31 protein-coding genes are annotated in these 26,915 nt (G+C 68.6%); 2 read left to right on the top strand and 29 right to left on the bottom strand.

Annotated elements, in window-relative coordinates; genetic code table 11:
* Positions 1 to 5: 5 nt before the first annotated feature.
* From rpmD to rplN, 9 genes are all read right to left on the bottom strand, one after another.
* Positions 6 to 188, bottom strand: coding sequence for a 50S ribosomal protein L30 (gene rpmD, locus L3K22_RS05870; protein WP_053917125.1), 183 nt, complete (start codon positions 186 to 188; stop codon positions 6 to 8).
* Positions 185 to 874 (bottom strand): 30S ribosomal protein S5, encoded by a 690-nt coding sequence (rpsE, locus tag L3K22_RS05865; RefSeq protein ID WP_010550314.1) that lies wholly within the window; start codon positions 872 to 874, stop codon positions 185 to 187. Before rpsE ends, rpmD begins: the two co-directional genes overlap by 4 nt.
* Before the next feature lie 37 nt (positions 875 to 911).
* Entirely contained in the window at positions 912 to 1,298 is a 387-nt protein-coding gene (gene rplR, locus L3K22_RS05860; protein ID WP_062947605.1) for a 50S ribosomal protein L18, read from the bottom strand.
* A gap of 2 nt (positions 1,299 to 1,300) precedes the next feature.
* On the bottom strand, positions 1,301 to 1,843 hold the full coding sequence (gene rplF / locus L3K22_RS05855; RefSeq protein ID WP_263310560.1) for a 50S ribosomal protein L6: 543 nt from the start codon (positions 1,841 to 1,843) through the stop codon (positions 1,301 to 1,303).
* A 22-nt stretch (positions 1,844 to 1,865) separates the two neighbouring features.
* Entirely contained in the window at positions 1,866 to 2,264 is a 399-nt protein-coding gene (gene rpsH / locus L3K22_RS05850) for a 30S ribosomal protein S8 (protein ID WP_010550317.1), read from the bottom strand.
* Between the two features lie 72 nt (positions 2,265 to 2,336).
* Positions 2,337 to 2,522 carry a type Z 30S ribosomal protein S14 gene (locus L3K22_RS05845; RefSeq protein ID WP_010550318.1) on the bottom strand — a complete coding sequence of 62 codons (186 nt, stop codon included), beginning with the start codon at positions 2,520 to 2,522 and terminating at the stop codon, positions 2,337 to 2,339.
* A gap of 1 nt (position 2,523) precedes the next feature.
* Positions 2,524 to 3,096: a 50S ribosomal protein L5 gene (gene rplE, locus L3K22_RS05840; RefSeq protein WP_010550319.1), complete on the bottom strand. Its 573-nt coding sequence runs from the start codon at positions 3,094 to 3,096 to the stop codon at positions 2,524 to 2,526.
* Complete coding sequence (rplX, locus tag L3K22_RS05835; RefSeq protein ID WP_062947604.1) at positions 3,096 to 3,482, bottom strand: 50S ribosomal protein L24; 387 nt, start codon at positions 3,480 to 3,482, stop codon at positions 3,096 to 3,098. The genes rplE and rplX overlap by 1 nt, the downstream gene beginning before the upstream one ends.
* A gap of 1 nt (position 3,483) precedes the next feature.
* Positions 3,484 to 3,852, bottom strand: coding sequence for a 50S ribosomal protein L14 (gene rplN / locus L3K22_RS05830; RefSeq protein WP_010550321.1), 369 nt, complete (start codon positions 3,850 to 3,852; stop codon positions 3,484 to 3,486).
* A 462-nt stretch (positions 3,853 to 4,314) separates the two neighbouring features.
* On the opposite strand from rplN, the gene L3K22_RS05825 reads away from it, so the two are divergent.
* The gene (locus L3K22_RS05825; RefSeq protein ID WP_263310559.1) at positions 4,315 to 4,731 is read left to right on the top strand and encodes a hypothetical protein; all 417 of its coding nucleotides are present in this window, start codon (positions 4,315 to 4,317) and stop codon (positions 4,729 to 4,731) included.
* A gap of 90 nt (positions 4,732 to 4,821) precedes the next feature.
* Here L3K22_RS05825 and rpsQ read toward each other — a convergent pair whose 3' ends face one another.
* From rpsQ to ngcE, 14 genes are all read right to left on the bottom strand, one after another.
* Positions 4,822 to 5,148, bottom strand: a complete 327-nt coding sequence (gene rpsQ, locus L3K22_RS05820; protein WP_263310558.1) for a 30S ribosomal protein S17 — start codon at positions 5,146 to 5,148, stop codon at positions 4,822 to 4,824.
* A gap of 20 nt (positions 5,149 to 5,168) precedes the next feature.
* Positions 5,169 to 5,402 carry a 50S ribosomal protein L29 gene (gene rpmC / locus L3K22_RS05815; protein WP_263310557.1) on the bottom strand — a complete coding sequence of 78 codons (234 nt, stop codon included), beginning with the start codon at positions 5,400 to 5,402 and terminating at the stop codon, positions 5,169 to 5,171.
* The gene (gene rplP, locus L3K22_RS05810; RefSeq protein WP_263310556.1) at positions 5,402 to 5,821 is read right to left on the bottom strand and encodes a 50S ribosomal protein L16; all 420 of its coding nucleotides are present in this window, start codon (positions 5,819 to 5,821) and stop codon (positions 5,402 to 5,404) included. Before rplP ends, rpmC begins: the two co-directional genes overlap by 1 nt.
* Positions 5,822 to 5,826: 5 nt before the next feature.
* Positions 5,827 to 6,663: a 30S ribosomal protein S3 gene (gene rpsC / locus L3K22_RS05805; RefSeq protein ID WP_053917131.1), complete on the bottom strand. Its 837-nt coding sequence runs from the start codon at positions 6,661 to 6,663 to the stop codon at positions 5,827 to 5,829.
* A gap of 10 nt (positions 6,664 to 6,673) precedes the next feature.
* Positions 6,674 to 7,027 (bottom strand): 50S ribosomal protein L22, encoded by a 354-nt coding sequence (gene rplV, locus L3K22_RS05800; protein ID WP_010550328.1) that lies wholly within the window; start codon positions 7,025 to 7,027, stop codon positions 6,674 to 6,676.
* A 52-nt stretch (positions 7,028 to 7,079) separates the two neighbouring features.
* The gene (gene rpsS, locus L3K22_RS05795; protein ID WP_010550329.1) at positions 7,080 to 7,361 is read right to left on the bottom strand and encodes a 30S ribosomal protein S19; all 282 of its coding nucleotides are present in this window, start codon (positions 7,359 to 7,361) and stop codon (positions 7,080 to 7,082) included.
* Positions 7,362 to 7,376: 15 nt separating this feature from the next.
* A complete protein-coding gene (gene rplB, locus L3K22_RS05790; RefSeq protein WP_010550330.1) occupies positions 7,377 to 8,213 on the bottom strand; it encodes a 50S ribosomal protein L2 in 837 nt (278 codons plus the stop codon).
* Between the two features lie 43 nt (positions 8,214 to 8,256).
* The gene (gene rplW, locus L3K22_RS05785) at positions 8,257 to 8,559 is read right to left on the bottom strand and encodes a 50S ribosomal protein L23 (RefSeq protein ID WP_263310555.1); all 303 of its coding nucleotides are present in this window, start codon (positions 8,557 to 8,559) and stop codon (positions 8,257 to 8,259) included.
* The gene (rplD, locus tag L3K22_RS05780) at positions 8,556 to 9,500 is read right to left on the bottom strand and encodes a 50S ribosomal protein L4, sunset domain variant (RefSeq protein ID WP_263310554.1); all 945 of its coding nucleotides are present in this window, start codon (positions 9,498 to 9,500) and stop codon (positions 8,556 to 8,558) included. The genes rplW and rplD overlap by 4 nt, the downstream gene beginning before the upstream one ends.
* A 5-nt stretch (positions 9,501 to 9,505) precedes the next feature.
* Positions 9,506 to 10,186, bottom strand: a complete 681-nt coding sequence (gene rplC / locus L3K22_RS05775) for a 50S ribosomal protein L3 (protein ID WP_062948134.1) — start codon at positions 10,184 to 10,186, stop codon at positions 9,506 to 9,508.
* 11 nt (positions 10,187 to 10,197) lie between these two features.
* Positions 10,198 to 10,506 carry a 30S ribosomal protein S10 gene (rpsJ, locus tag L3K22_RS05770; RefSeq protein ID WP_010550334.1) on the bottom strand — a complete coding sequence of 103 codons (309 nt, stop codon included), beginning with the start codon at positions 10,504 to 10,506 and terminating at the stop codon, positions 10,198 to 10,200.
* A gap of 549 nt (positions 10,507 to 11,055) precedes the next feature.
* On the bottom strand, positions 11,056 to 11,970 hold the full coding sequence (locus L3K22_RS05765) for a carbohydrate ABC transporter permease (protein WP_263310553.1): 915 nt from the start codon (positions 11,968 to 11,970) through the stop codon (positions 11,056 to 11,058).
* On the bottom strand, positions 11,967 to 12,974 hold the full coding sequence (locus tag L3K22_RS05760) for a carbohydrate ABC transporter permease (protein WP_263310552.1): 1,008 nt from the start codon (positions 12,972 to 12,974) through the stop codon (positions 11,967 to 11,969). The genes L3K22_RS05765 and L3K22_RS05760 overlap by 4 nt, the downstream gene beginning before the upstream one ends.
* Positions 12,971 to 14,443 carry an N-acetylglucosamine/diacetylchitobiose ABC transporter substrate-binding protein gene (gene ngcE, locus L3K22_RS05755; protein WP_263310551.1) on the bottom strand — a complete coding sequence of 491 codons (1,473 nt, stop codon included), beginning with the start codon at positions 14,441 to 14,443 and terminating at the stop codon, positions 12,971 to 12,973. The genes L3K22_RS05760 and ngcE overlap by 4 nt, the downstream gene beginning before the upstream one ends.
* A gap of 290 nt (positions 14,444 to 14,733) precedes the next feature.
* Here ngcE and L3K22_RS05750 point away from each other — a divergent pair, with 290 nt between their 5' ends.
* On the top strand, positions 14,734 to 15,777 hold the full coding sequence (locus tag L3K22_RS05750) for a general stress protein (RefSeq protein WP_263310550.1): 1,044 nt from the start codon (positions 14,734 to 14,736) through the stop codon (positions 15,775 to 15,777).
* A gap of 431 nt (positions 15,778 to 16,208) precedes the next feature.
* Here the strand turns inward: L3K22_RS05750 and tuf are convergent, their stop codons facing one another.
* The 6 genes from tuf to L3K22_RS05715 all read right to left on the bottom strand — a co-directional run bounded on the left by tuf (position 16,209) and on the right by L3K22_RS05715 (position 26,835).
* Positions 16,209 to 17,396: an elongation factor Tu gene (tuf, locus tag L3K22_RS05745; protein WP_010550339.1), complete on the bottom strand. Its 1,188-nt coding sequence runs from the start codon at positions 17,394 to 17,396 to the stop codon at positions 16,209 to 16,211.
* Between the two features lie 124 nt (positions 17,397 to 17,520).
* Complete coding sequence (gene fusA, locus L3K22_RS05740; RefSeq protein WP_263310549.1) at positions 17,521 to 19,668, bottom strand: elongation factor G; 2,148 nt, start codon at positions 19,666 to 19,668, stop codon at positions 17,521 to 17,523.
* 91 nt (positions 19,669 to 19,759) lie between these two features.
* On the bottom strand, positions 19,760 to 20,230 hold the full coding sequence (gene rpsG / locus L3K22_RS05735; RefSeq protein ID WP_010550341.1) for a 30S ribosomal protein S7: 471 nt from the start codon (positions 20,228 to 20,230) through the stop codon (positions 19,760 to 19,762).
* Entirely contained in the window at positions 20,230 to 20,604 is a 375-nt protein-coding gene (gene rpsL, locus L3K22_RS05730; protein ID WP_010550342.1) for a 30S ribosomal protein S12, read from the bottom strand. Before rpsL ends, rpsG begins: the two co-directional genes overlap by 1 nt.
* A 597-nt stretch (positions 20,605 to 21,201) precedes the next feature.
* Positions 21,202 to 22,503, bottom strand: coding sequence for a resuscitation-promoting factor (locus L3K22_RS16665; protein ID WP_308445906.1), 1,302 nt, complete (start codon positions 22,501 to 22,503; stop codon positions 21,202 to 21,204).
* A 447-nt stretch (positions 22,504 to 22,950) separates the two neighbouring features.
* A complete protein-coding gene (locus L3K22_RS05715; protein ID WP_263310548.1) occupies positions 22,951 to 26,835 on the bottom strand; it encodes a DNA-directed RNA polymerase subunit beta' in 3,885 nt (1,294 codons plus the stop codon).
* Positions 26,836 to 26,915: the final 80 nt, after the last annotated feature.

Raw genomic sequence — 26,915 nt, 5'->3', positions numbered from 1 at the left:
GAGATTCACTCCACCTCTTCGAACGTCACCAGGTGGGTGACGGTGCGGATCATGCCGCGGATCTCGGGGCGGTCTTCCTTCACCACCGTGTCACCGATGCGCTTGAGGCCGAGGCCGCGCAGGGTGGCTCGCTGGCTCTGGGTGCCGCCGATCTCGGAACGGGTCTGGGTGACCTTGATCTGCATCACGCACCCACCTTCTCGGCACGGGCCGCGGCGCGGCCCTCGGCCTGGGCCCGCAGGAGCGCCGCAGGGGCGACGTCCTCGACCGCGAGACCGCGACGCGCGGCCACGGCCTCCGGCTCCTCGAGCTGCTTGAGGGCGTCGACGGTGGCCCGCACGATGTTGATCGCGTTGGTCGAGCCGAGCGACTTGGAGAGCACGTCGTGCACTCCGGCGCACTCGAGCACGGCGCGGACCGGACCGCCGGCGATCACGCCGGTGCCGGGGGCGGCCGGGCGCAGCAGGACGACGCCCGCCGCATCCTCGCCCTGGACCGGGTGCACGACGGTGCCCTGGACGCGCGGGACGCGGAAGAAGTTCTTCTTCGCCTCCTCGACGCCCTTGGAGATCGCCGCCGGCACCTCCTTGGCCTTGCCGTAGCCGACGCCGACGGTGCCGTCGCCGTCGCCGACCACCACGAGGGCGGTGAAGGCGAAGCGACGGCCGCCCTTGACGACCTTGGAGACGCGGTTGATGCTCACGACGCGCTCGAGGAACGCCGACTTCTCGGCGTCCTGACCGCGACCGCGACCACCCTGACGGCCGCCGCGGTCGCCGCCCTGGCGGCCGCCGCGATCGTTGTTGCTGTTGCTGGTGTTGTCGTCCCGTCGGCCGGAGGCCGCGGGACCGTTGCTACGCTGCTGTGCAGCCATATTCAGATCCTCTTCTCGTCCTGTGTCCGGGCGGCGGTCACAGCGCCAGGCCGGCCTCGCGGGCGCCGTCGGCGACGGCGGCCACGCGGCCGTGGTACTTGTTGCCACCGCGGTCGAAGACGACCGCGTCGATGCCGGCGGCCTTGGCGCGCTCGGCGACCAGGGTGCCGACGGTGCGGGCCTTGTCCGACTTCGTCGCCTCGGCGCCGCGGAGGTCCGCCTCCATGGTGGAGGCCGACGCGATGGTCTTGCCGAGGGAGTCGTCGACGACCTGCACGAAGACGTGACGCGACGAACGGGTGACCACCAGGCGCGGACGCTGGGCGGTGCCGATGACGCGGCGACGGACGCGGAGGTGGCGACGACCGCGCGAGCGCAGCTTGCTGCCGCGGTTGCCCTTGGTGTGCTTGAGTGCGTAACCCATGGTCACTTACCAGCCTTTCCGGCCTTGCGGAGCACGACCTCGTCGGCGTACCGAACGCCCTTGCCCTTGTAGGGCTCCGGCGGACGGATCCCGCGGATCTTCGCGGCCACGTGCCCGACCTGCTGCTTCGAGATGCCGCTGACCGAGAACTTGGTCGGCGACTCGACGGCGAAGGTGATGCCCTCGGGCGCCTTCACCGTGACGGGGTGGGAGAAGCCGAGCGCGAACTCGAGGTCCGTGCCCTTCGCGACGACGCGGTAGCCCGTGCCGACGATCTCCAGCTTCTTCGTGAAGCCCTCGGTGACGCCGAGGACGATGTTGTTGATGAGCGTGCGGGTCAGACCGTGCAGCGCACGGTTCTCCTGCTCGTCATCGGGACGCGAGACGACGATGTTGCCCTCGTCGTCGCGCGCGACGGTCAGGGGCGCAGGCACCTCGTGGGTGAACTCGCCCTTGGGGCCGGTCACCGTGACGGTGCGGTCCTCGATGGTGACGTTCTGGACTGAGGCCGGCACTGCGACCGGCAGGCGTCCGATGCGGGACATAGCTAGTGGTCTCCTCTCCCGCTCACCAGATGTAGGCGAGGACTTCCCCACCCACACCCTTCTTGGCAGCCTGCTTGTCGGTCAGGAGGCCGGAGGACGTGGACAGGATCGCCACGCCCAGTCCGCCGAGGACCTTGGGCAGGTTGGTGGACTTCGCGTACACGCGCAGGCCCGGCTTCGAGATGCGGCGGATCCCGGAGATGGCGCGCTCGCGGCTGTCGGAGTACTTGAGCTCGAGGACGAGCGACTTGCCCACCTCGGCCTCCTCCTCACGCCAGCCGAGGATGTAGCCCTCTGCCTTCAGGATGTCCGCGATGCGGGCCTTGAGCTTCGAATACGGCATGGACGCGGTCTCGTGGTACGCCCCGGAGGCGTTCCTGATCCGCGTGAGCATGTCCGCGATCGGGTCGGTCATGGTCATGTCTGTTGCTTCTTCCTCACCTGGTTTCCCCTACGCCCCGTGACGGGGCCGTGGGACCTGTGGCGGTAGTCCTTACCAGCTGCTCTTGGTGACGCCGGGGAGCTCGCCGCGGTGAGCCATCTCGCGCAGGCACACGCGGCAGAGGCCGAACTTGCGGTAGACCGAGTGGGGCCGACCGCAGCGCTGGCACCGGGTGTAGGCGCGCACCGCGAACTTCGGCTTGCGCTCCGACTTCTTGATCAGGGCTGTCTTCGCCATATCAGTTCTCCTCCTTGAAGGGGAAGCCGAGCAGCTTGAGCAGCGCGCGCCCCTCGTCGTCGGTCTTCGCGGTGGTGACGACCGTGATGTCCATGCCGCGGACGCGGTCGATCTTGTCCTGGTCGATCTCGTGGAACATGACCTGCTCCGTGAGACCGAAGGTGTAGTTGCCGTTGCCGTCGAAGTGCTTCGGCGAGAGGCCGCGGAAGTCGCGGATTCGCGGGAGCGCGGTCGAGAGCAGGCGGTCCAGGAACTCCCACATGCGGGCGTTGCGCAGCGTGACGTGCGCACCGATCGGCATGCCCTCACGCAGCTTGAACTGCGCGATGGACTTGCGAGCCTTGGTGACCTGGGGCTTCTGGCCGGTGATGGCGGCGAGGTCCTTGATGGCGCCGTCGATGACCTTCGAGTCGCGTGCGGCGTCGCCGACGCCCATGTTCACGACGATCTTGGTCAGGCCGGGCACCAGCATGACGTTCTCGTAGCCGAACTGCTCGGTCAGCTGCGCCTTGATGGTGTCGTTGTACTTCGTCTTCAGGCGCGGGGTGGGCGCCTGGGTGGCGGTCTCGCTCATCAGATGTCCTTCCCGGAGCGCTTGGCGAAGCGGACGCGCACCTGCTTGGTGCGGCCGTTCTCGAGCTCGACGGTCTCGACGCGGTAGCCGATCTTGGTCGGCTTGTTGTCCTCCGGGTCGACCAGGGCCACGTTGGAGACGTGGATGGGGGCCTCGCGCTGCTCGATGCCGCCCGCGCCGCCTGCCTGGTTCGGCTTGACGTGATGGGTGCGGCGGTTGATGCCCTCGACCAGCACGCGCTGGGTATCGGGGAACACCTGCAGGACGCGACCCTGCTTGCCCTTGTCGCCGGCCTCGAGGCCACGCGCGGCGGCCTTGTCGGCGTCGCTCGTGCGGCCCGTGATGACCTGGACGAGATCGCCCTTCTTGATCTTCATCTTTGCCATGTCACAGCACCTCCGGTGCCAGCGAGACGATCTTCATGAAGCGCTTGTCGCGCAGCTCGCGGCCGACGGGGCCGAAGATGCGGGTACCGCGCGGCTCGCCGTCGGTCTTGAGGATGACCGCCGCGTTCTCGTCGAAGCGGATGTAGGAGCCGTCGATGCGACGGACCTCCTTGGACGTGCGGACGACGACCGCCTTGACGACGTCGCCCTTCTTGACGTTGCCACCGGGGATGGCGTCCTTGACGGTCGCCACGATGGTGTCGCCGATGCTGGCGTAACGGCGACCGGAGCCACCGAGAACACGGATGCAGAGAATCTCCTTGGCACCCGTGTTGTCGGCGACCTTCAGTCGCGACTCCTGCTGAATCACTCGTTCTCCTATCGTCTCACCGGTTCTCTTCCGACCCGCGGGAGCGGGCCGGCCGAGCCTGGCGGAACGGAATATGGACCTTGCTCAGCGCCGCCATGGACGCTGCCGCGCCGGGGCGTCGCCGCCGACGGGTCCCGGGCACCAAAAAACCCTCTGCCGGACTCAGGCACTGGCGTGGTGAACGCGGGGCGTTCGCCTCTCGTGCGAGGTCTCCGGCGAGGACGGATCGGGTGTCCCGGATCCTGTCGCGGAATCGGGCACCACCACCACGGGGCGGGGCGCAGTCCTCCGGCAACCGTTCAAGACTACGCTCCGCCCCCGGAACTGTCACCCCTGCGGGGCGGGCTCCCTCGTGTGTGCTTGCTCTCCTGCACCCGGGGCTCGTCCTCACACCGTCCGGTGATCCGGTCCCCGGACCCGGAGCATGGTGCCGGCACCCGGCAGGGGCGTAGTTTTCTCCCCATGATCGACATCGATGTGGCCAGGCGGCTCCGGGACGCGGGTCTGCCCTGGGAACCGGCCGACGGGGACCTCTTCGCCATCGACAACGCGCTGCTGCGCGAGGAGGCGTTCATGCTCTCCTCGATGGTGGTGGAGGTGGGCCGAGGGCGCACCGGCAGCCGCGTCCTGCGCTTCAACGGCACCACCGAGTGGGCGCTGGACTCCGTGGAGCAGGACGAGGCGGTGTGGCTGCCGCGGGAGGACCAGCTGCGCGGCGCCCTCGGCGCCGCCTTCTCCGCGCTCCGGCGGAGGGAGGACGGCAGATTCGTCGTGGAGCTGCGCGTCGGGGACGGGGAGCTGCGCGAGGTCGCCGCCCCGAAGGCCGAGGACGCTCTGGCCGGTGCACTCCTGGTGCACCTCGTCGGCCCTCCGGGCTGAGCCCCGGATGCAGCAGAAGGGCCGGCCCTCCCCGTGGGGAGGACCGGCCCTTCTCAGTGCTGCCGGGCGGTCACGCGGACCGACGGCGGATCACTTGGCGCGCTCGAGGATCTCGACCAGCCGCCACCGCTTGGAGGCGGAGAGCGGGCGGGTCTCCATGACGAGGACGCGGTCGCCGATGCCGGCGGTGTTCTCCTCGTCGTGGGCCTTGAACTTGCTCGTCTTGGTCGTGACCTTGCCGTAGCGGGCGTGCTTCACACGCTCCTCGACCTCGACCACGATCGTCTTGTCCATCTTGTCGGAGACCACGTAGCCGCGCAGGGTCTTGCGGTAGGGACGCTCGCCGGACGACGCCTGCGCACCCTCCTTCGCGACATCCTCGACGGCCGGGGTCTCGGCCTGGTTGTTCTCAGTCATCTCAGTTCCTCGCTCCGGGGTCACTCGGCGGCGCTGGGCGCCTGACGGATGCCCAGCTCGCGCTCGCGCAGGATCGTGTAGATCCGTGCGATGTCCTTCTTGACGGACCGCAGACGGCCGGAGCTCTCGAGCTGACCGGTGGCGTTCTGGAAACGGAGCTTGAACAGCTCGTCCTTCGCCTTCGCCAGTTCCTCGGCCAGCTTGGAGTCGTCCAGCTTGTCGAGTTCATCGGCGGTGAGCTTGGTCGCTGCCATCAGATGTCACCACTCTCTCGGCTCAGGATGCGGCACTTCATGGGGAGCTTGTGCATCGCCAGGCGCAGAGCCTCGCGAGCCACCTCCTCCTCGACGCCGGCGACCTCGAACATGACGCGTCCCGGCTTGATGTTGACGATCCACCACTCGACCGAGCCCTTGCCGGAGCCCATGCGGACCTCGGCAGGCTTCTTGGTGAGCGGACGATCGGGGTAGATGTTGATGAACACCTTGCCGCCACGCTTCATGTAGCGGGTCATGGCGATACGAGCCGCCTCGATCTGACGGTTGGTGACGTACGCCGGCGCGAGCGCCTGGATGCCGTACTCACCGAATGCCAGATCGGTGCCGCCCTTGGCCATGCCGCTGCGGGTCGGGTGGTGCTGCTTGCGGTGCTTGGTCCTGCGAGGGATCAGCATGTCGCTCAGGCCTCCGTTCCGGGCTGCTGCGCGGGAGCCGCGGCCTGCTCGGCGGGAGCAGCGGTCTGCGGGGCAGACTCGTTGTTCTCACGACGGGCAGCGGCGTTGCGCTCGTTGCGACGACCGCGCGGGCGCTCGGCACGCGGGCCGCGTCCGCCGGAGCGGGGACCCTGCGAGGCGGCCTGCTGGGCCGCGAGCTCCTTGGCGGTGACGTCGCCCTTGTAGATCCAGACCTTCACGCCGATGCGGCCGAAGGCGGTGCGGGCCTCGTAGAAGCCGTAGTCGATGTTCGCACGGAGGGTATGCAGCGGCACTCGCCCCTCGCGGTAGAACTCGTTGCGGCTCATCTCGGCGCCGCCGAGGCGGCCGGAGACGGCCACTCGGATGCCCTTCGCGCCGGCGCGCTGCGCGGACTGCATGCCCTTGCGCATCGCACGACGGAAGGAGACGCGGGCGGCGAGCTGCTCGGCGATGCCCTGGGCGACCAGCTGAGCATCGGCCTCGGGGTTCTTGACCTCGAGGATGTTCAGCTGGATCTGCTTGCCGGTGAGCTTCTCCAGCTCGCCGCGCAGACGCTCGGCCTCCGCCCCGCGACGCCCGATGACGATGCCCGGGCGGGCGGTGTGGAGATCGACGCGGACGCGATCGCGGGTGCGCTCGATCTCGACCTTGGAGATGCCGGCGCGCTCGAGCCCCTCGGACATGAGCTTGCGGATCGCGACGTCTTCCTTCACGTAGTCGCGGTACCGCTGCCCCTCCTTCGAGGAGTCGGCGAACCACCGGCTGCTGTGCTCCGTGGTGATCCCGAGGCGGAACCCGTTCGGATTGACCTTCTGGCCCATTCGGGACTCCTTACTTGTTCACGGGAGCGACCACCACGGTGACGTGGCTGGTGCGCTTCTTGATCTGGAAGGCACGACCCTGAGCACGCGGCTGGAACCGCTTCATGGTCGGACCCTCGTCGACGAATGCGGCGGACACGACGAGCTCACGCTCGTCGAAGCGCTCCCCCGCCTGGTCTGCCTTCACCCGCGCGTTGGCGATCGCGGACTCCACGAGCTTCAGGACGGGCTCGCTGGCGGCCTGCGGGGCGAACCGCAGGGTGTCCAGGGCCTCGGCCGTGCTCTTGCCACGAATCAGGTCCACAACGCGGCGAGCCTTCATGGGCGACATGCGGAGGTACCGCACCTGCGCCTTGGCTTCCATTGCTTCCTGCTTTCTCTCGAGTTCGAGAAGTGCAGTCGCTGCTGACGTCATGTCAGCGACGACGGCCCTTCTTGTCGTCCTTCTCGTGGCCCTTGAAAGTCCGCGTGGGGGCGAACTCGCCGAGCTTGTGGCCGACCATCGACTCGGTGACGAACACCGAGACGTGCTTGCGACCGTCGTGCACTGCGAAGGTGTGGCCGAGGAAGTCCGGGGTGATCACCGAACGACGCGACCAGGTCTTGATGAGGTTCTTGGTGCCCTTCTCGTTCTGGGCGTCCACCTTCTTCTGAAGGTGGTCGTCCACGAACGGGCCCTTGGAAATACTGCGAGGCATGTGTGGTTCTCCCTATCAGCGCTTCTTGCCGGTCCGACGACGGCGCACGATGAGCTTGTCGCTCTCCTTGCCCGGCTTTCGGGTACGGCCCTCGGGCTGACCCCAGGGCGACACCGGATGACGACCACCCGAGGTGCGGCCCTCGCCACCACCATGGGGGTGATCGACGGGGTTCATGACCACACCGCGGACGTGGGGGCGCTTGCCCTTCCACCGCATGCGGCCGGCCTTGCCCCAGTTGATGTTGGACTGCTCGGCGTTGCCGACCTCGCCGATGGTGGCGCGGCAGCGGGCGTCGACGTTCCGGATCTCGCCGGAGGGCATACGCAGCTGGGCGTACGGGCCCTCCTTGGCGACGAGCTGCACGGAGGCGCCGGCGGAGCGGGCGATCTTCGCGCCGCCGCCGGGGCGGAGCTCGATCGCGTGCACCACGGTGCCGAGCGGGATGTTCTTGAGCGGCAGGTTGTTGCCGGGCTTGATGTCGGCGCCGACGCCGTTCTCGATCCAGTCGCCCTGACGCAGCTTGGCCGGCGCGAGGATGTAGCGCTTCTCGCCGTCCAGGTAGTGCAGCAGCGCGATGCGCGCGGTGCGGTTGGGGTCGTACTCGATGTGAGCGACCTTGGCCTTGACGCCGTCCTTGTCGTGACGGCGGAAGTCGATCACGCGGTAGGCCCGCTTGTGGCCGCCGCCCCGGTGACGGGAGGTGATACGACCGTTGCTGTTGCGGCCGCCGGACTTGGACAGCGGGCGCACCAGGGACTTCTCCGGCGTGGACCGGGTGACCTCGACGAAGTCGGCGCCACTCGAGCCGCGACGACCGGGAGTGGTCGGCTTGCTCTTACGAATTGCCATGTGGGTTTCCCTCAGACTCTCTGCTCCTCGGAGATCGGCCGCCTCAGGCGACCGACCCTCCGAAGATGTCGATGGCTCCGTCGGTCAGGGTCACGATGGCGCGCTTGGTGTCCTTGCGCTTGCCCATCCCGAAGCGCGTGCGACGCGCCTTGCCCTGACGGTTGATCGTGTTCACCGAGGAGACCTTGACGTCGAAGATCTTCTCGACGGCGATCTTGATCTCGGTCTTGTTGGCGTCGGCAGCCACCACGAAGGTGTACTTGCCCTCGTCCATCAGCCCGTAGCTCTTCTCGGAGACGACCGGGGCCAGCAGGACGTCGCGGGGATCCTTGTTCTGCGCGCTCACTTGGCGGCCTCCTCATCGGACGAGGCGGACTCCTTGACCGCGTTCACGAACCCGGCGGCCTTGGCGGCCTCCGGCGTCGCGAACCAGACCTCGGCCTTGGTGCGGCCGTACCACGGGGAGTCCGGGGTGTGGAACTTCATCGAGCCCTGGTTGCCCTTGATGTCGAAGCCCTCGGGGGCGGAGCCGTCGGCCAGCGGGGCCGCGGAGCCCTCGCCGAACGGGGCGTCCTGAGCAACGACAGGCGCGGCGGCGGCGGGCGCCGACGAGCCGGCCTTCGCCGCGGCGAAGATCGAGGTGGGCAGGGTCAGGGAGGCCTGGGCCACGAAGTCCTCGAGCGCATCGGCGGTGAAGACCACGTCGTCGGAGAGCATGACGTCGTAGGTGTTCACCTGGTCCGCGTACAGGACGTGGGCGGCAGGCAGATTGCGGGTGCTCAGGGCGCCCAGGTCGTCGTCACGACGCACGACCACCAGCAGGTGGCGACGGTCGGAGACGTGCGACAGGGTGACCTTCGCAGCCTTGGTGGAGGCGGACTCGCCCGCGAGGAGCGAGGAGACGACGTGCACGCGGCCGTTGCGGGCCCGGTCCGAGAGGGCACCGCGCAGGGCGGCGGCCTTCATCTTCTTCGGGGTGCGCTGGGAGTAGTCGCGCGGGACGGGACCGTGGACGGTGCCGCCGCCGGTGAACTGCGGGGCGCGGAGCGAGCCCTGACGGGCGCGGCCGGTGCCCTTCTGCTTCCAGGGCTTCTTGCCGCCGCCGCGCACCTCGGCGCGGGTCTTGGCCTTGTGGGTGCCCTGTCGGGCCGCCGCCTGCTGGGCGACGACGACCTGGTGGATCAGGGCCACGTTGGTCTGGACGTCGAAGATCGACGCAGGCAGCTCGACGGTGCCGGACTTCTTGCCGGCCGGGTCGAGCACGTCGACGGTCAGATTCGCTGCCATCGGGCTCAGGCCTCCTTCGCGGGAGTCTTGACAGCCGAGCGGACCAGCACGAGGCCGCCCTTGGGGCCGGGGACGGCACCCTTGACGAGCACGAGGCCCTTCTCGACGTCGACCGCGTGAACGGTCAGGTTCTGGACACTGGTGCGGTCGCCGCCCATGCGGCCAGCCATGCGCTGGCCCTTGAACACGCGACCGGGGGTGGAGGCGCCGCCGATGGAGCCGGGCTTGCGGTGGTTGCGGTGCTGGCCGTGCGTGGCGCTGACGCCCGCGAAGCCGTGACGCTTCATGACACCCGCGGTGCCCTTGCCCTTGGAGGTGCCCACGACGTCGACCTTCTGGCCCGCGGCGAAGATCGACGCGTCGATCTCCTGGCCGAGGGAGTAGTCGGCGGCGTCGGAGGTGCGCAGCTCGACGAGGTGGCGGCGCGGGGTCACGCCGGCCTTCTCGAAGTGGCCCTTGAGCGGCTTCGACACCTTGCGGGGGTCGATCTGCCCGAAGGCGATCTGGACCGCGTCGTAGCCGTCGGTCTCGACGGAGCGGACCTGGGTGACCACGTTCGCGCCGGTCTGCACGACGGTCACGGGCACGAGCTTGCCGTTCTCGTCCCAGACCTGGGTCATGCCGAGCTTGGTGCCGAGCACGCCCGCGACGGGGGTGGCCTTCTGGCCGGTCAGTTCGTTGCTCATCTCCACCACCCTCAGAGCTTGATCTCGATGTTGACGTCCGCCGGCAGGTCGAGGCGCATGAGCGAGTCCACGGCCTTGGGCGTGGGGTCGACGATGTCGATCAGTCGCTTGTGCGTGCGCATCTCGAAGTGCTCACGGGAGTCCTTGTACTTGTGGGGCGACCGGATCACGACGAACACGTTCTTCTCGGTCGGCAGCGGCACCGGGCCCACCACAGTCGCGCCCGCGGAGGTCACCGTGTCGACGATCTTGCGCGCCGAGCTGTCGATCACCTCGTGGTCGTACGACTTGAGCCGGATGCGGATCTTCTGTCCCGCCATGGCGTCCTGTCTCTCTTCTTCGTCTGGCATGGATGCGGCCTCTCCCCGGTACCCGAGGACGGGCGTGTCGGCCTGTGCGGGGCGAAAAAGCCCAGCACGGGACCGCCGAGGATCGGCTGCTTCTGCGTCGGATCCCTACCTCTGATGCGCACTCCGCACGATGGTGCGGTTCGCATCCTCGGGACGGACCTCATCCGGTGATCATTCGCCGAGGTGGACCTCGGAGAACGGAACCGGGCATGTCGGCCCGCGCAGACAACTCGAACAGTCTGCCAGACGAGCGCACAGGCCCACAAGGGAGAGTGTCGTGCACCCCGTCACAACGGGGGCCCGGGCGGCCGCGCCCTGAAGTCGCGGCTGCGGCGACGTCTGCGGCTGCGACTGCGACTGCGACTGCGACTGCGACTGCGAGGATGGTTCTCCGGCCACGATGCCGGTCCCGACGCGACGGAGGGCCGGGACCACCGTACGGCATCCGTGCCGCCGGGGTCCCGGCCCTCCCTCCCTTCGCTCTCCCGGACGCAGCGGACCGGGGCGCGCGGGGTGCTGCTACTTGTTCGTGCTGGGGCCGAGCCCGCCCTGGAGCTGGCGCTGGAAGATCACGTAGACGATCAGCACCGGCAGGATCGTGATCGTGACCGAGGCGAACATCGCGCCCCAGTCCGATTCGTAGCCCTGCTGCGCCTGGAGGCTCTTCAGCCCCTGGGCGAGGACGTACTTGTCCTCGTCGGTGTTCAGCACCACCGGCAGGAGGTACTGGTTCCACAGTCCCAGGAAGTTGAAGATCGTGACGCTCATCAGGCCGGGGGTGGCCAGCGGCACCATGATCTGGAAGAACGTGCGGAAGTCCCCGGCGCCGTCGATCGCGGCGGCCTCGGCGATCTCCTCCGGCAGCTGCCGGAAGAAGGCGTAGAGGAAGAACACCGTGAACGGCAGCGCGAAGCCGACGTAGGCGAGGATCAGCCCGATGTACGTGCCGCGCAGGCCCATGTTCATCAGCACGAAGAACAGCGGGACGACGGCGAGGAAGATCGGGAACGTGAGCCCCGCGATCATCCCGTAGTAGATGATCCGACGGCCCGGGAACTCGAAGCGCGCCAGGACGTACGCGCACATCGCGCCGAGCAGCATCACCAGGAACAGCGCACCGCCGACGACGATGAGCGTGTTCAGGAAGTAGCGGCCGATCCCGGCCTCGGTCCAGGCGGTGATGAAGTTGTCGAGGTTCCACTCGCTCGGCATCGAGAACGGCGAGGTGAGGATCTCGCGGGACGTCTTGAACGAGCTGTAGACGGTCCACAGCAGCGGCAGCACCACCGCGAGGGTCCACATGATCAGCACCACGTGGGCGACGCCGGCGAAGGCGCGGTCGCCGCGGCTGCGGCGCGGCCGACGGGGCTCGATCCGGCGCGTGCCGCCATCCTCTGCGGAGGCGGTGGTGTCGAGGGGCGGAGCCTGGGTCATGCGTCCTCCTTCGACCGGCTGCCGAACAGCACGATGACGGCCATCAGCATCGTCACCAGCGCCAGCACCACGCCCATCGCCGAGGCGAGGCCGAACTGCGAGCGCGCGAAGGCGGTCTCGTAGAGATAGCGGGAGACCACCTCGGTGCTGCGGGCGGTGCCTCCCGACGGGGTCATCACCGAGACGTAGACGAACATGTCCAGTGCCATGATCCCCATGTAGACCACCGCCGTGGAGACGTTCTCCCGGATCTGAGGGAGCACGACCTGCGCCGCGAGGCGGACACGGCCGCAGCCGTCGAGCCGGGCGGCCTCGATGATCTCCGAGGGGATCGCCTTGATCGCGGCGACGAACAGGACCATGTAGAAGCCGACGAGCGACCACACCACGGCCAGGATGATCGCGCCGAGGGCGAAGCGGGGATCGCCGAGCCAGGCGGTGCCGACCAGCGGGACATCCGCGCCGAGGGCGTTCAGCAGCCTCAGCGGGAGGTTCAGCAGGCCGTTGAGCAGGCCGCCGTTCGGGGAGTAGATGAAGGCGAAGAGGATGCCGATCACGACGGCCGGCAGCACGTAGGGGAAGAAGCTCACCACGCGATAGATGTTCGAGCCGCGGATGCCGTGGATCTCGCCCTTGGTGTCCCCACCGATCGTGACCATGACGGCCAGGACGAAGGCCAGGGTGATGGTCACGGCGGGCAGGATGATCATCAGCAGCAGGTTGTTGCGCAGCGCCTTGAGATAGACCGGGTCGGTGAAAATCCGGACGTAGTTGTCCAGGCCGATGAAGTCGGCGTTCCCGCTGACCCCCTTCCAGTCGGTGAGGGAGTAGTAGAACGCCTGCAGGAAGGGCGAGACGACGAAGACGATGTAGACCAGCAGCGGGAGGCCGAGGAAGACGGCGAAGAACAGCAGGCGCGACGGCGCGGGGCGCCGGCCGCGCCGCGCGCGGGGTGCGTGCGGCGCGGCCGACGGCCCGGCGAGGGTCGTGGTCGGGAGGCTCATCCCTCGACGTCGAACTTCTCGATGCTGTCGTCCTCCCGCACGCGGTCGAGGACGGCCTGGGAGCGCTCGCGCACCTCGTCGGCCTTGATTCCGCCGCTGAGGAACTCGTTCCAGATCGGCTTGAAGTCCGGCCCGAGGCCGTACCAGTCCGTGAAGTTCCAGGTGAAGACGTTCTCGCCCGCGGCCTGGATCATCTCGTTCGCGGAGGCCAGCGCCGTGGAGCCGAAGGCGTCCTCGGGCACGGAGTCCTTCACGATCGTGGTGGAGGAGGTGACCTTCGCGAAGTTCTGAGCCTGCTCCTTGGAGAGCATCACGCGCAGGAACTCAAGGCCGCCGGCGCCGTTCTTCGCCTGGGCCGGGACCTGGAAGGGCTCGCCCGCGGTGCCGTGGATGGCCTCGGCCGGCATCGCGCCGTCCGTGCTCAGCAGCGGCTCGGGGCAGCCGGTCATCGCGAAGTCGTCGGGGGTGACGCCCTTCTGCTCGTTCTCGATCCACGAGCCGGAGGGGTACATCACAGCCTTCCCGGTGACCCACTGCGCCTGGGCCTCGGTGTGCTTGATACCGGCGCCACCGGGCAGGAAGAAGTCCGCCGCGACCGCCTCGCCGATGGCGTCGATCGCCTGCACGACGGCGTCCTGCTCGTACGCTCCCGCATCGAGGGAGTCGAGCGCCGTGGCGACCTCCTTGCCGCCCTGCTTGACCGCCATCGCGATCGCCATGGTGTGGTAGTAGTCCGCGGCGTTCTGACCGCCGAAGGCGAAGAGCGAGAGCCCCTCCCCCGCGGCGTTCTCGCCGATGGTCATGACGTCGTCCCAGGTGACCGGGGCGCTCCAGCCCTTCTCCTCGAACTGCTTGGCGGAATACCACAGCGCGAACACCGTGTACACGTAGTTCAGGGAGTAGAGCTTGCCGGAGTAGGTGCCGGGCTCGAGAGCGCCGGGAAGGAGGGACTCCTCGATCGTGCCGCCGTCGATCGAGGGCGCCTTGATGAGCTCGTCGAGCGTGGCGAGCTGCCCCTCGGAGATGAGAGCCGCGGAGTTCATCGCCTGCGCGCCGGAGTTGTCGAAGAGGTCCGGCGGCTCGCCCGCGACGAAGCGGGGCTGGAGCTCGGGCTGGATGTCGACGGTCGAGCTGACGGTGACCTCGATGCCGTCGTGCAGCTCGGACATCGCCGTGCCGGCGTCCTCGGCGTACTGGTCGCCGTAGCCGCCGTTGAAGATGACGACCTCGACGGGCTGGGAGGGGTCGACGCCGAAGGGGTTCTCGTCGCTGACCTCGCCGCCGCCCTCGGCGACGCCGCCGCCGTCGGAGCCGCCGTCGTCGTCACCGCCGCCGCCACCGGTGGCGCAGGCCGCGAGCGCCCCGGCGCCGACGCCCGCACCGGCCAGCGCGAGGAAGCGCCGGCGGGATGCCGCGAGACGGTCGAGGGGGGTCAGCGGCAGGTTCGTGCTGTCACTGGGAGTGTCCATGGGATCTCTTTCGTCGTTGAAAGGGGCGGGTTCGCCATGCCGAGCGCGCACCCGAGGGTGTCGTGGCCCACATGCTACGCCGCAGTATGTCCAGAGCCCGACCGAATCCGTCCCGGGCGCGTCACGTTTTCATATACCCGGTCAGAACCTCCGCGTCGGCGCGCGGCGGCGCCCGGTGCGAGGGGCCGGGGGCGCCGTCAGCCTGACACGGCCACGAGGACCCCGCCGTGTTCAGGGATCGCCCCGGGAGCGCTCAGGCGGATCCGGATCCGGGGGGCTACCGTGACCCCATGAGTCAGAGCCCCTACGCCCGTCAGAGTCCCTCGGCGTCGTCCCCGCTGACCGCGCGCCTCTACGACCTCGAGTACCCGCGGTCCCTCGGCGTGTACAGCACCTACCAGGAGGTGCAGTCGGTGGTCGACACCCTCGCCGACCACGAGTTCCCTGTGCAGTCCACGCTGATCGTCGGCACGGATCTGAAGCTCATGGAGCGGGTCACCGGCCGACGCACCTGGCCGAAGGTCATCGGGCAGGGCATCCTGTCCGGGCTGTGGATGGGTCTCTTCCTCGGGCTGCTGTTCATGCTGATCACGCCCGGCGACCTGATGATCGTCCTGTCGAGCGTGCTGATGGGCATCGTGTTCTTCACCGTGTGGTCCGTCATCGGCTATGCGATGACCGGAGGGAAGCGGGACTTCACCTCGATGACCTCGACGATCCCCATGCAGTACGAGCTCCTGGTCGAGCACAAGCACGCGGACCAGGCGAGGCGCATCCTCGCGGAGTCCGGTGCCGGGCCGGCCGTGGCCCCCTCCCCCGCGGCCGCGCCGCAGACCTCCCCCCAGGCGAGCGGACGCCACGGCAGCCCTGCCCCGATCCAGGGCGGCGGGCAGTACGGCGCTCCCGCCCCCACGCAGGGCGGAGGGCAGTACGGCGCTCCCGCCCCCACGCAGGGCAGCGGACAGTACGGCGGTCCCGCCGGGCAGGGCGGTCCCGGATACGGCGCACCCGGCCCGCAGCAGAGCGGGTTCCCTGCGCAGGGTCAGGCCGGGCAGCAGGGCGTCGGCCCGCAGCACGGCGCGGAACAGCAGCAGGGGTTCGGCGCCGCCCCCGCGCCCGGGAGCAGCACGGACCAGGCCGGTGCACCGTCGCGCCCGCGCCGCCCGAGCTTCGGGCAGCCGGCCGGCACCCCGCAGCGCGAGGACGCCCAGGCGGGCAGCGTGCAGGACGGGACGGCGACCGGGGACCACCGGAACCCCGGCACTGCGCCGCAGGATGGCGCTGCACAGCAGGACGGCGCCGCGCCGCAGGACGGCACGACGCCGGAGCGCTGAGCCTCCCGACGCACCGCATCTCCAGAGCCCCCGGTCGACGATCCGTCGGCCGGGGGCTCTCCTGTGCCCTGTCTCCGGCCCACGAGCCTCCGTCTCCGGACCACGGGATCCTGCATGTCCATTCCGGCGACGCCGGAGAGGCGCACCGTCGCCCCGGCTCGCCGCCGTCCAGCCCGGCCCTCGCCCTGCCCGAGGCTCCACGCGCTCCGGCGCGGACCTCGGCCCGCGGCGACCTCCGTCCCGCCTCGACGGAGCATCGTCCAGGGACTGCTGCGCCGTCGGCCAGCCGAGGGACGACCACCTGGTCGTCCCCGCCCCGAATACCGTCCGGAGATGCGAGAAGGCCCCGCACCGGCGAACCGGTGCGGGGCCTTCTCTGCGCGGTGCCCCCGAGGGGGCGAGCCACGTCGGCGGGGTCTCCCCCGCTCAGATCACTTGTTGATCTTGGTGACGCGGCCGGAGCCCACGGTGCGGCCACCCTCACGGATTGCGAAGCCGAGGCCCTCCTCCATGGCGATGGGCTGGATCAGCTCCACCGACATCTCGGTGTTGTCGCCGGGCATGACCATCTCGGTGCCCTCGGGCAGCGTGATGACGCCGGTGACGTCGGTGGTCCGGAAGTAGAACTGCGGACGGTAGTTCGAGTAGAACGGGTTGTGACGGCCGCCCTCGTCCTTGGACAGGATGTAGACCTGCGCCTCGAACTCGGTGTGCGGGGTGATGGTGCCGGGCTTGGCCACGACCTGGCCGCGCTCGACGTCCTCACGCTTGGTGCCGCGGAGCAGCAGGCCGCAGTTCTCGCCGGCCCACGCCTCGTCCATCTGCTTGTGGAACATCTCGATGCCGGTGACCGTGGTCTTCTGGGGCGCACGGATGCCGAGGATCTCGATCTCGGAGTTGATCGCGAGCTTGCCGCGGTCGACCTTGCCGGTGACGACGGTGCCACGACCCTGGATCGTGAAGACGTCCTCGATCGGCATGAGGAAGGGCTGGTCGAGGTCACGGACCGGGTCCGGGATCTTCTCGTCCACGGCCTCCATGAGGTCCTCGACGGACTTGACCCACTTGGGATCGCCCTCGAGCGCCTTCAGCGCGGAGACCTGGATGACCGGCGCGTCCTCGTCGAAGCCCTGGGAGCCCAGCATCTCGCGGACCTCCATCTCGACGAGCTCGAGGATCTCCTCGTCCTCGACCATGTCGGACTTGTTGAGGGCGGCGAGCAGGTAGGGGACGCCGACCTGCTTCGCGAGCAGCACGTGCTCACGGGTCTGGGCCATCGGGCCGTCGGTGGCGGCGACCACGAGGATGGCGCCGTCCATCTGCGCCGCACCGGTGATCATGTTCTTCACGTAGTCGGCGTGGCCGGGCGCGTCGACGTGCGCGTAGTGGCGCTTGTCGGTCTCGTACTCGATGTGCGAGACGTTGATCGTGATGCCGCGCTGCTTCTCCTCGGGCGCGTTGTCGATCGTGTCGAAGTCACGCTTCTCGTTGACCTCGGGGAACTTGTCGTACAGAACCTTCGAGATCGCGGCGCTCAGCGTGGTCTTGCCGTGGTCGACGTGACCGATCGTGCCGATGTTGACGTGCGGCTTGGTCCGCTCGAACTTGGCCTTGGCCATTGTGGTGTCCTCCTAGGACTTTCTCGTGGTACTTCTGGATCGGGATCGGATCCCCTCCCCGAGAGGAGGGGGTCCGAGGGAAGCGGGGGAACAGGAGAAGGAGCCTACCTGCTCCCCCGGCCTCTCACTCGCCCCGGGTCTTCGCGACGATCTCGTCCGCGATGCTGGACGGGACCTCCGCGTAGCTGTGGAACTGCATCGTGTACATCGCACGACCCTGGGTCTTGGACCGCAGGTCGCCGACGTAGCCGAACATCTCCGACAGCGGGACGAGAGCACGGACGATCTTGACCCCGCTCGCGTCCTCCATCGACTGCACCTGCCCGCGACGCGAGTTCAGGTCGCCGATGACATCTCCCATGTACTCCTCCGGAGTACGGACCTCGACGTCCATGAGCGGCTCGAGGATGACCGGCTGCGCCTTGCGCAGGGCCTCCTTGGCGGCCATGGAGCCGGCGATCTTGAAGGCCATCTCCGAGGAGTCGACGTCGTGGTACGCGCCGTCGATCAGGGAGGCCTTCACGTTCACGACCGGGTAGCCGGCGAGGATGCCCGACTGCAGGGCGTCCTGGATGCCCGCGTCCACGCTCGGGATGTACTCGCGCGGGATGCGGCCGCCGGTGACCTTGTTCTCGAACTCGTAGAACACGCCGTCCTCGGCATCGGTCAGCGGACCGAAGGTGATCTGCACCTTCGCGAACTGGCCGGAGCCGCCGGTCTGCTTCTTGTGGGTGAAGTCGTACTTCTCCACGACACGCTTGATCGTCTCGCGGTAGGCGACCTGCGGCTTGCCGATGTTCGCCTCGACGTTGAACTCGCGACGCATGCGGTCCACGAGGACGTCGAGGTGCAGCTCGCCCATGCCGCGGATGACCGTCTGGCCGGTCTCCTCGTCGAGCTCCACCTGGAAGGTCGGGTCCTCCTTGGCGAGCTTCTGGATGGCGACGCCGAGCTTCTCCTGGTCGCTCTTGGTCTTCGGCTCGATGGCCACCGAGATCACGGGCTCCGGGAAGCTCATGGACTCCAGCTGGATCGGGTTCGCCGGATCGGTCAGGGTGTCACCGGTGGTGGTGTCCTTCAGGCCGATGAACGCGTAGATGTGGCCGGCGAAGGCCTCGTCCACGGGGTTCTCCTTGTTGGAGTGCATCTGGAAGAGCTTGCCGACGCGCTCCTTCTTGCCGGTGGTGGCGTTGAGGATCTGCTCGCCCTGCTTGACCTGGCCCGAGTAGACACGGACGTAGGTCAGCGATCCGAAGAACGGGTGCGCGGCGACCTTGAACGCGAGGGCCGAGAAGGGCGCGTCCCAGTCCGCGGCGCGGGTCAGCTCGACCGACTCGTCGCCCGGCTTGTGGCCGACCATGTCGGGAACGTCGAGCGGCGAGGGCAGGTAGTCGATGACACCGTTGAGCATGGGCTGGACGCCCTTGTTCTTGAAGGCGGTGCCGCAGAAGACGGGGTAGGCCTCGGAGTTGACGGTCAGGCGGCGGATGCCGGCCTTCAGCTCGTCGACGCTGAGGTCGCCCTCCTCGAGGTACTTGTCCATGAGCTCCTCGGAGCTCTCGGCCACGTCCTCGACGAGCTTGCTGCGGTACTCCTCGACCGTCTCCCGGAGGTCCTCCGGGATCGGGATCTCGCGCTGCCACTGGCCGAGCGAGGGATCACCCTTCTTCGAGTTGATCGCGGCCATGTCCTCCTCGAGCGTCTCGGGCCAGTCGTAGGCCTTCATCTCGACGAGGTCGACCACACCGGTGAAGTCGTTCTCCGCACCGATCGGGACCTGCATGACCAGCGGCTTCGCACCGAGGCGCTCGACGATCGTCTTCACGGTGAAGAAGAAGTCGGCACCCAGCTTGTCCATCTTGTTGACGAAGCAGATGCGCGGGACGTCGTACTTGTCGGCCTGGCGCCAGACGGTCTCCGACTGGGGCTCCACGCCCTCCTTGCCGTCGAACACAGCGACGGCGCCGTCGAGCACGCGGAGCGAGCGCTCCACCTCGACCGTGAAGTCGACGTGCCCGGGGGTGTCGATGATGTTGATCTGGTTGTCGTGCCAGTAGCAGGTCGTCGCGGCCGACGTGATCGTGATGCCGCGCTCCTTCTCCTGCTCCATCCAGTCCATCGTGCCGGCGCCGTCGTGGGTCTCGCCCATCTTGTAGTTCACGCCGGTGTAGAAGAGGATGCGCTCGGTCGTGGTGGTCTTGCCGGCATCGATGTGAGCCATGATGCCGATGTTGCGGACCTTGTTCAGGTCGCTGAGCACTTCGAGTGCCACGGGCTTGTGCCTTTCTGGAGAACGGGTGCTGCAGGAGCCGCCGGACGGCGATCGGTGGGGCCCACCCGCGAGGGCCGACCCCACCGTGCTCTCACCAGCGGTAGTGAGCGAAGGCGCGGTTCGACTCGGCCATCTTGTGAGTGTCCTCGCGGCGCTTCACAGCGGCACCGAGGCCGTTGGAGGCGTCGAGGATCTCGTTCATCAGACGCTCGGTCATGGTGTTCTCGCGACGGGCGCGGGAGTAGCTGACCAGCCAGCGCAGCGCCAGCGTGGTCGAGCGACCGGGCTTGACCTCGATCGGGACCTGGTAGGTCGCACCGCCGACGCGGCGGGAGCGGACCTCGAGCGACGGACGGATGTTGTCCAGCGCCTTCTTCAGGGTCACGACCGGGTCCTGGCCGTTCTTCTCACGGGCGCCCTCGAGCGCACCGTAGACGATCCCCTCGGCGACGGTCTTCTTGCCGTCCAGGAGGATCTTGTTGATGAGCTGGGTGACGATCGGCGAGCCGTAGACCGGGTCGACGACGAGCTGGCGCTTGGGAGCGGGGCCCTTACGAGGCATTACTTCTTCTCCTTCTTCGCGCCGTAGCGGGAGCGCGCCTGCTGGCGGCCCTTGACGGCCTGGGTGTCCAGGGCGCCTCGCACGATCTTGTAGCGGACACCGGGCAGGTCCTTCACACGGCCGCCGCGGACGAGCACGATCGAGTGCTCCTGCAGGTTGTGACCCTCGCCGGGGATGTAGGCGGTGACCTCGAGGCCGGTCGACAGCTTCACACGCGCGATCTTGCGCAGCGCGGAGTTCGGCTTCTTGGGGGTCTGGGTGTAGACGCGCGTGCAGACACCGCGGCGCTGGGGCGAACCCTTGAGCGCGGGCGTCTTCGAGGCGGACGACCGGGCGTCCCGCCCCTTGCGCACCAACTGCTGAATAGTGGGCACAGCTTCTCTTCCTGTTCGGCCATCGGGACTGTTCGTCCCGCTGGATCGACTTCTTCGACCGTTCGCACGGCCGGCGACCCGATCCGCCGCTCCCTCGGCCCGGGAGCTCGGCGGTTCGACCCGCCCGTCAGGTGATGGCACCTGCCGGGCGTCCTGGAGGACCGTGATCGATGCCCACGGGCAGCGGCCGGGCCAGGCCGACTTCCCGCTTTCGGGCACGCCGCGAGGATCCGCTCCTCGCGGGGGACGCCTCCCGCCTGCTCCGAGGAGCGGCGGTTCTGTCCCGGTCACGACCAGAGGGCACTCCGGACGCGGAGTCGATTCTACTGAGACGCGCACGATGCGGTCAAAGCTTCGCGTCCCATCCGACGCAGATCACATGACGGCATGTGGCCGGGAACTTGCATCGACGTGAAGCGGCAGAGTACGGGACCGGAACGCGACGAGCGCGCCGCAGATGCGGCGCGCTCGTGGCGTGAGAGGGGTGGGGATAAGCTGCGCCCCCGCGCTCATCTCCTACCGCTCGTTCCTCGCAGTACGTCGATCAGCGGCTCTCCCGCGCTGATCTCCTACCGCTCGTTCCTCGCAGTACGTCGATCAGCGGATGCCGAGCTTCGAGGTGCATGCGGGCCAGGCGCCCCAGCCCTGGCCGGCCTGGACCTTCTTCGCGATGTCGATCTGCTGCTCGCGGGTGGCCTGGTGGGCGACCGGGGCGTACTTGCCGCCGCCGAAGGCGAGCCAGGTCGACTTGGTGAACTGCAGGCCGCCGGAGAAGCCGTTGCCGGTGTTGATCGACCAGTTGCCGCCGGACTCGCACTGGGCGAGGCGGTCCCACACGCCGCCGGACGCGGCGGCGGGGGCGGAGGCGCCGGTGTTGCCGGACTCCGAGGACTTCTCCTCGGCGGACTCGGTGGACTCGCGCTCGGAGCTGCGGTTCGACTTGGTGTCGGACTCGCGCTTCTCGGTCTTCGGAGCCTCCTGGGCGGCGGGAGCGGCCTGCTCCTCCTCGACCTCGACCTCGGCCTCGGGCTCGGGCTCGGGCTCGGGCTCGACCTCGGGCTCGGGGGCAGGCTTGGTGCCCTTGGCGACGACCTCGGTGACGGGCTCGGCGACGACCTTCTCCGAGACGAGCTCGGACTCGGTGACCTCGCCGTCCACGACGGTGTCGGTGTAGACCTTCTCGGTAGAGCCGGCCTTGCCCTCGGTGGTGGTCTTCGTGGTGCCCTCGACAAGGGAGTCGTCCTCGACGGTCTTCGTCTCGAAGGGTATCTCCTCGGTCTCCTTGCGCTCCTTCTCGCGGACGCGGTGGATCTCGTGGGTCGCGCCGTCCTCGAGGACGGCGTCGAGCGGGACGTCGGAGGTGTCGGTGTCCTCGACATCGCCGAGGACCTTCTTCATCGCCTCGCCCACGGTGAGGGCGGTGACCTCGAAGGTGTCCTGGCCGTACTGGCCGACGAAGGTGACGGTCTTGCGGGTGACCACGGAGACCTCGCCGTCGGCGTCCTCGAGGGAGGTCTCGGGGGCGGGGCTGATCGCGGCGCCCTCGGCCTTGTACTCGGTCTCCGCGAGCGCGTCGGCGACGGTGTCACCGGTGGTCAGCAGCTCCTGCTCCTCGCCGTCGATGGAGACGGTGACGGGGGTGCGCTGGACGACCTGGATGTCCATGCCGTCGGTGACGAGCTCCTCGAGGCCCGGGGTCACGAGGTCGGTGTCCTTGACCTCGATGCCCTGGGCGGCGAGCAGGTCGCCGACGGTGGGCTGGGAGAAGATGCGGACCGCGGTCTCCTCGCCGTAGGCGGTGATCTGAGCCTCGTTCGACATCGCGAAGGCGGTGCCGCCGCCGCCGACTGCCACCACGCACACGGTCGCCGCACCGACGATCCACGGAGTCTTCTTCACTGTTCCACCTTTTCCCTGCCGCGTCCGCGGCCTTCACGTGTCGTTCCCTGAGCGTCGGATCCCGCAGGGCGGGATCTGCAGCTCCGGCACGCGCGCACCCCCGCGGGCGCGGGTCGGTGCTGCAGGAAAGGTCGCGTGGGAACTGCCGGGGGCCACTCTTCCGTTCTTCTCCACCTGACGTAAGGGGTGAAACCGGACTTTGGGCTGGGGCCCACGAGGCCTTTACCCTCTCGTGAACCTCCGCGTCCGACACATCACGCCGGGCCCGGTCAGAGGCCTCTTCGGAGCGACGCAGGCCACTCCCCCCGCCCTCCCGACGGACCCTCGGAGGGCGTTTCCTCCGCAGGACGCCCGCAGGACGCAGGAACGCCGCGGGGCGGCCCCACCGTGTGGTGGGACCGCCCCGCGGCGTTCTCGGTCAGAGGGCGCTCAGCACCCGCGCACCGCTCACCGGAAGTCGGTGCGGAAGGGATCGGCGTAGTCGATGTCGTCGAGGTTGACCGCGCCGGTCTGGCCGAAGCCGGAGAAGTCCAGCTCGTCGTAGCCCGGCACCTGGTACATCTGCGCCTTCGCCTCGTCGGTGGGCTCGACCGCGATGCGGCGGAACCGCGACAGGCCGGTGCCCGCCGGGATGAGCTTGCCGATGATGACGTTCTCCTTGAGCCCCATGAGCTGATCGCTCTTGCGGTTCAGAGCGGCCTCGGTGAGCACCCGGGTGGTCTCCTGGAAGGAGGCCGCCGAGAGCCACGACTCGGTCGCGAGCGACGCCTTGGTGATGCCCATCAGCTCCGGACGACCCGAGGCCGGCTGACCGCCCTCGGAGAGGACCCTGCGGTTCTCCCGCTCGAAGGTGACGCGCTCGGCGAAGTCGCCCGGCAGCAGATCGGTGTCGCCGGACTCGATGACCGTCACGCGACGGAGCATCTGGCGCACGATGACCTCGATGTGCTTGGCGTGGATGTCCACGCCCTGGGAGATGTACACCTTCTGGACCTCGTCCACGAGGTGCTGCTGCACCTTGCGGGGGCCGAGGATGCGCAGCACCTGCTTGGGATCGACGGAGCCCTGGGTGAGCTGCTGGCCGACCTCGATGTGGTCGCCGTCGGCGATCAGCAGGGTGACGCGCTTGGAGACGGTGTAGGTGACCTCGTCCGAGCCGTCGTCCGGCGTGACCGTGATCCGGCGCTGCTTGTCGTTCTCCTCGATCGCGGCGCGACCGGAGAACTCGGAGATCGGCGCGAAGCCGGCCGGGGTGCGGGCCTCGAACAGCTCCTGCACACGCGGCAGACCGTGTGTGATGTCGCCGTCGGCGCTGGCCACACCACCGGAGTGGAAGGTACGCATGGTCAGCTGCGTGCCGGGCTCGCCGATGGACTGGGCCGCGACGATGCCGACGGCCTCGCCGATGTCGACCAGCTGGCCGGTCGCGAGCGACTTGCCGTAGCACTGGGCGCAGGTGCCCACCGCCGAGTCGCAGGTCAGCACGGAGCGGATCTTCACCTCGCGCACGCCCGCCTCGACGAGCTGCTCGATGACCACGTCGCCGAGCTCGGTGCCCGCCGGCGCCGCCTCGGTGCCGTCGGCGCCGATCGCGGCGGTCGCGAGGACACGGCCGTAGACCGTGGACTCCGCGTGCTCGTGCGTGCGCAGCACGCCGCCCTCCTCGACCGCGATCGGGAGCACGAGGCCCTTGGTGGTGCCGCAGTCGTCCTCGCGGACGATGACGTCCTGGGAGACGTCCACCAGACGACGGGTCAGGTAGCCCGACTGGGCGGTCTTCAGCGCCGTGTCCGCCAGGCCCTTGCGGGAGCCGTGCGAGGCGACGAAGTACTCCAGGACCGAGAGCCCCTCCTTGTAGTTGGACAGGATCGGGCGCGGGATGATCTCGCCCTTCGGGTTGGTGACCAGACCGCGCATGCCGGCGATCTGGCGGATCTGCATCCAGTTGCCTCGGGCGCCGGAGTCCACCATGCGGTAGATGGTGTTGGTCGACTCGAAGTTCGCCCGCATCGCCTGGTCGACCTCGTTGGTCGCCTCGGTCCAGATGTCGATGAGCTCCGCGTTGCGCTCGGACTCGGAAATGAGGCCGAGGTCGCGGTTCTCCTGGACCTGGGCGGCCTTCGTCTCGTGCTTCGCGATGATCTCCGCCTTGGCCGGCGGGGTCACCACGTCGGACAGTGCGAAGGACGCGCCCGAGCGGGTGGACCACGAGAAGCCGTAGGCCTTCAGCGCGTCGAGGGACGCGGCGACCTGGCCCTTGTCGTAGCGCTCGGCGAGGGCGTTGACGATCCCGCCCAGACGCTTCTTGCCGACCTGGCCCTGCACGAAGGGGAAATCCTCCGGCAGCGTCTCGTTGAAGTGCACCGCGCCGAGGGTGGTGGTGAGGGTGATCGGGTCGCCCTCGGTCCAGCCCTCGGGGGCCTCCCAGTCGCTCGGCGGGACGATGTCCTCGAAGCGGAGGGAGACGGGCGCGTTCAGGTGCAGCTCACCGCGGTCGAAGGCCATGATCGCCTCGGCCACGGAGGAGAAGGAGCGACCCGCGCCCTCGACGTCCTCGCGCACCGTGGTGATGTGGTACAGGCCGATGATCATGTCCTGCGCGGGCATGGTGACCGGACGGCCGTCGGACGGCTTGAGGATGTTGTTCGAGGACAGCATCAGGATGCGGGCCTCGGCCTGCGCCTCCGCCGACAGCGGCAGGTGCACGGCCATCTGGTCGCCGTCGAAGTCCGCGTTGAAGGCGGCGCACACCAGCGGGTGCAGGTGGATCGCCTTGCCCTCGACGAGCTGCGGCTCGAAGGCCTGGATGCCCAGGCGGTGCAGGGTCGGCGCACGGTTCAGCAGCACCGGGTGCTCGGTGATGACCTCCTCGAGCACGTCCCAGACCTCGGGGCGGGCGCGCTCGACCATGCGCTTGGCTGCCTTGACGTTCTGGGCGTGGCTGAGCTCGACCAGGCGCTTCATCACGAAGGGCTTGAACAGCTCCAGCGCCATTCCCTTGGGCAGACCGCACTGGTGCAGCTTCAGCTGCGGGCCGTTGACGATCACGGAGCGGGCGGAGTAGTCCACGCGCTTGCCCAGCAGGTTCTGGCGGAAGCGGCCCTGCTTGCCCTTGAGCATGTCGGAGAGCGACTTCAGCGGACGGTTGCCGGGGCCCGTGACCGGGCGGCCGCGACGGCCGTTGTCGAACAGCGAGTCGACCGACTCCTGCAGCATGCGCTTCTCGTTGTTCACGATGATCTCGGGGGCGCCGAGATCCAGCAGCCGCTTGAGGCGGTTGTTGCGGTTGATCACGCGACGGTACAGGTCGTTGAGGTCGGAGGTCGCGAAGCGGCCGCCGTCCAGCTGCACCATCGGGCGCAGGTCCGGCGGGATGACCGGGACCGCGTCCAGCACCATGCCGACGGGCGAGTTGGTGGTGGTGAGGAAGGCGGAGACGACCTTGAGGCGCTTGAGCGCACGGGCCTTCTTCTGCCCCTTGCCGGTGGCGATGACCTCGCGGAGCGTCTCCGCCTCGGCCTCGAGGTCGAAGTCGGAGAGACGGCGCTGGATCGCCTCGGCGCCCATGCCGCCCTCGAAGTAGGTGCCGTAGCGCAGCTTCATCGCGCGGTAGAGCTGCTCGTCGCCCTCGAGGTCGGCGACCTTGAGAGTCTTGAAGCGCTCCCACACGCGGGTGATGCGGTCGACCTCCGCGTCGTACTTCTTGCGGATCTGGGCCTGCTCGCGCTCGGAGGAGTCGCGGACCTTGCGCTTCGCGTCGGCCTTGGCACCCTCCTCCTCGAGCTGGGCGAGGTCCTTCTCCGCGGTGACGGCGCGCTGGTTGATCGCGGCGTCGCGCTCGTTCTCGAGCTCCTTGACCTCGAGGTCGAAGCGGGCCTGCAGATCGGGCATGTCGTCGTGGCGGGCCTGCTCGTCCACGTCGGTGATCATGTACGCCGCGAAGTAGATGATCTTCTCGAGATCCTTCGGGGCCAGGTCCAGCAGGTAGCCGAGTCGGCTCGGCACGCCCTTGAAGTACCAGATGTGGGTGACGGGGGCCGCGAGCTCCACGTGGCCCATGCGCTCACGGCGCACGGAGGACTTGGTGACCTCCACGCCGCAGCGCTCGCAGACGATGCCCTTGAAGCGGACGCGCTTGTACTTGCCGCAGTAGCACTCCCAGTCCCGGGTGGGACCGAAGATGCGCTCGCAGAACAGGCCGTCCATCTCGGGCTTCAGGGTGCGGTAGTTGATGGTCTCGGGCTTCTTGACCTCGCCGTGGGACCAGCCGCGGATGTCATCGGCGGTCGCGAGGCCGATGCGCAGCTCATCGAAGGTGTTGACGTCGAGCACAGGTGTCCTTCTCTCGATCGGAAGTCGTGGTGTCTGAGGGAACGGGGGTCGAGGGCGGGGCCGGAAGGCTCGTCGGCGGC

This window comes from Brachybacterium atlanticum (genome assembly GCF_025669985.1).
Classification (GTDB): Bacteria; Actinomycetota; Actinomycetes; order Actinomycetales; family Dermabacteraceae; genus Brachybacterium; species Brachybacterium conglomeratum.
Note: the sequence above shows the minus strand (reverse complement) of the source record. Positions and strands in the feature narration are given on the sequence as shown.

Coding starts and splice junctions, on each gene's coding strand:
- rpsE (WP_010550314.1), bottom strand. CDS start 874: ATGGCTGCACAGCAGCGTAGCAACGGTCCCGCGGCCTCCGGCCGACGG.
- rplR (WP_062947605.1), bottom strand. CDS start 1,298: ATGGGTTACGCACTCAAGCACACCAAGGGCAACCGCGGCAGCAAGCTG.
- rplF (WP_263310560.1), bottom strand. CDS start 1,843: ATGTCCCGCATCGGACGCCTGCCGGTCGCAGTGCCGGCCTCAGTCCAG.
- rpsH (WP_010550317.1), bottom strand. CDS start 2,264: ATGACCATGACCGACCCGATCGCGGACATGCTCACGCGGATCAGGAAC.
- L3K22_RS05845 (WP_010550318.1), bottom strand. CDS start 2,522: ATGGCGAAGACAGCCCTGATCAAGAAGTCGGAGCGCAAGCCGAAGTTC.
- rplE (WP_010550319.1), bottom strand. CDS start 3,096: ATGAGCGAGACCGCCACCCAGGCGCCCACCCCGCGCCTGAAGACGAAG.
- rplX (WP_062947604.1), bottom strand. CDS start 3,482: ATGGCAAAGATGAAGATCAAGAAGGGCGATCTCGTCCAGGTCATCACG.
- L3K22_RS05825 (WP_263310559.1), top strand. CDS start 4,315: ATGATCGACATCGATGTGGCCAGGCGGCTCCGGGACGCGGGTCTGCCC.
- rpsQ (WP_263310558.1), bottom strand. CDS start 5,148: ATGACTGAGAACAACCAGGCCGAGACCCCGGCCGTCGAGGATGTCGCG.
- rpmC (WP_263310557.1), bottom strand. CDS start 5,402: ATGGCAGCGACCAAGCTCACCGCCGATGAACTCGACAAGCTGGACGAC.
- rplP (WP_263310556.1), bottom strand. CDS start 5,821: ATGCTGATCCCTCGCAGGACCAAGCACCGCAAGCAGCACCACCCGACC.
- rpsC (WP_053917131.1), bottom strand. CDS start 6,663: ATGGGCCAGAAGGTCAATCCGAACGGGTTCCGCCTCGGGATCACCACG.
- rplV (WP_010550328.1), bottom strand. CDS start 7,027: ATGGAAGCCAAGGCGCAGGTGCGGTACCTCCGCATGTCGCCCATGAAG.
- rpsS (WP_010550329.1), bottom strand. CDS start 7,361: ATGCCTCGCAGTATTTCCAAGGGCCCGTTCGTGGACGACCACCTTCAG.
- rplB (WP_010550330.1), bottom strand. CDS start 8,213: ATGGCAATTCGTAAGAGCAAGCCGACCACTCCCGGTCGTCGCGGCTCG.
- rplD (WP_263310554.1), bottom strand. CDS start 9,500: ATGGCAGCGAATCTGACCGTCGACGTGCTCGACCCGGCCGGCAAGAAG.
- rplC (WP_062948134.1), bottom strand. CDS start 10,186: ATGAGCAACGAACTGACCGGCCAGAAGGCCACCCCCGTCGCGGGCGTG.
- rpsJ (WP_010550334.1), bottom strand. CDS start 10,506: ATGGCGGGACAGAAGATCCGCATCCGGCTCAAGTCGTACGACCACGAG.
- L3K22_RS05765 (WP_263310553.1), bottom strand. CDS start 11,970: ATGACCCAGGCTCCGCCCCTCGACACCACCGCCTCCGCAGAGGATGGC.
- L3K22_RS05760 (WP_263310552.1), bottom strand. CDS start 12,974: ATGAGCCTCCCGACCACGACCCTCGCCGGGCCGTCGGCCGCGCCGCAC.
- ngcE (WP_263310551.1), bottom strand. CDS start 14,443: ATGGACACTCCCAGTGACAGCACGAACCTGCCGCTGACCCCCCTCGAC.
- L3K22_RS05750 (WP_263310550.1), top strand. CDS start 14,734: ATGAGTCAGAGCCCCTACGCCCGTCAGAGTCCCTCGGCGTCGTCCCCG.
- tuf (WP_010550339.1), bottom strand. CDS start 17,396: ATGGCCAAGGCCAAGTTCGAGCGGACCAAGCCGCACGTCAACATCGGC.
- rpsG (WP_010550341.1), bottom strand. CDS start 20,230: ATGCCTCGTAAGGGCCCCGCTCCCAAGCGCCAGCTCGTCGTCGACCCG.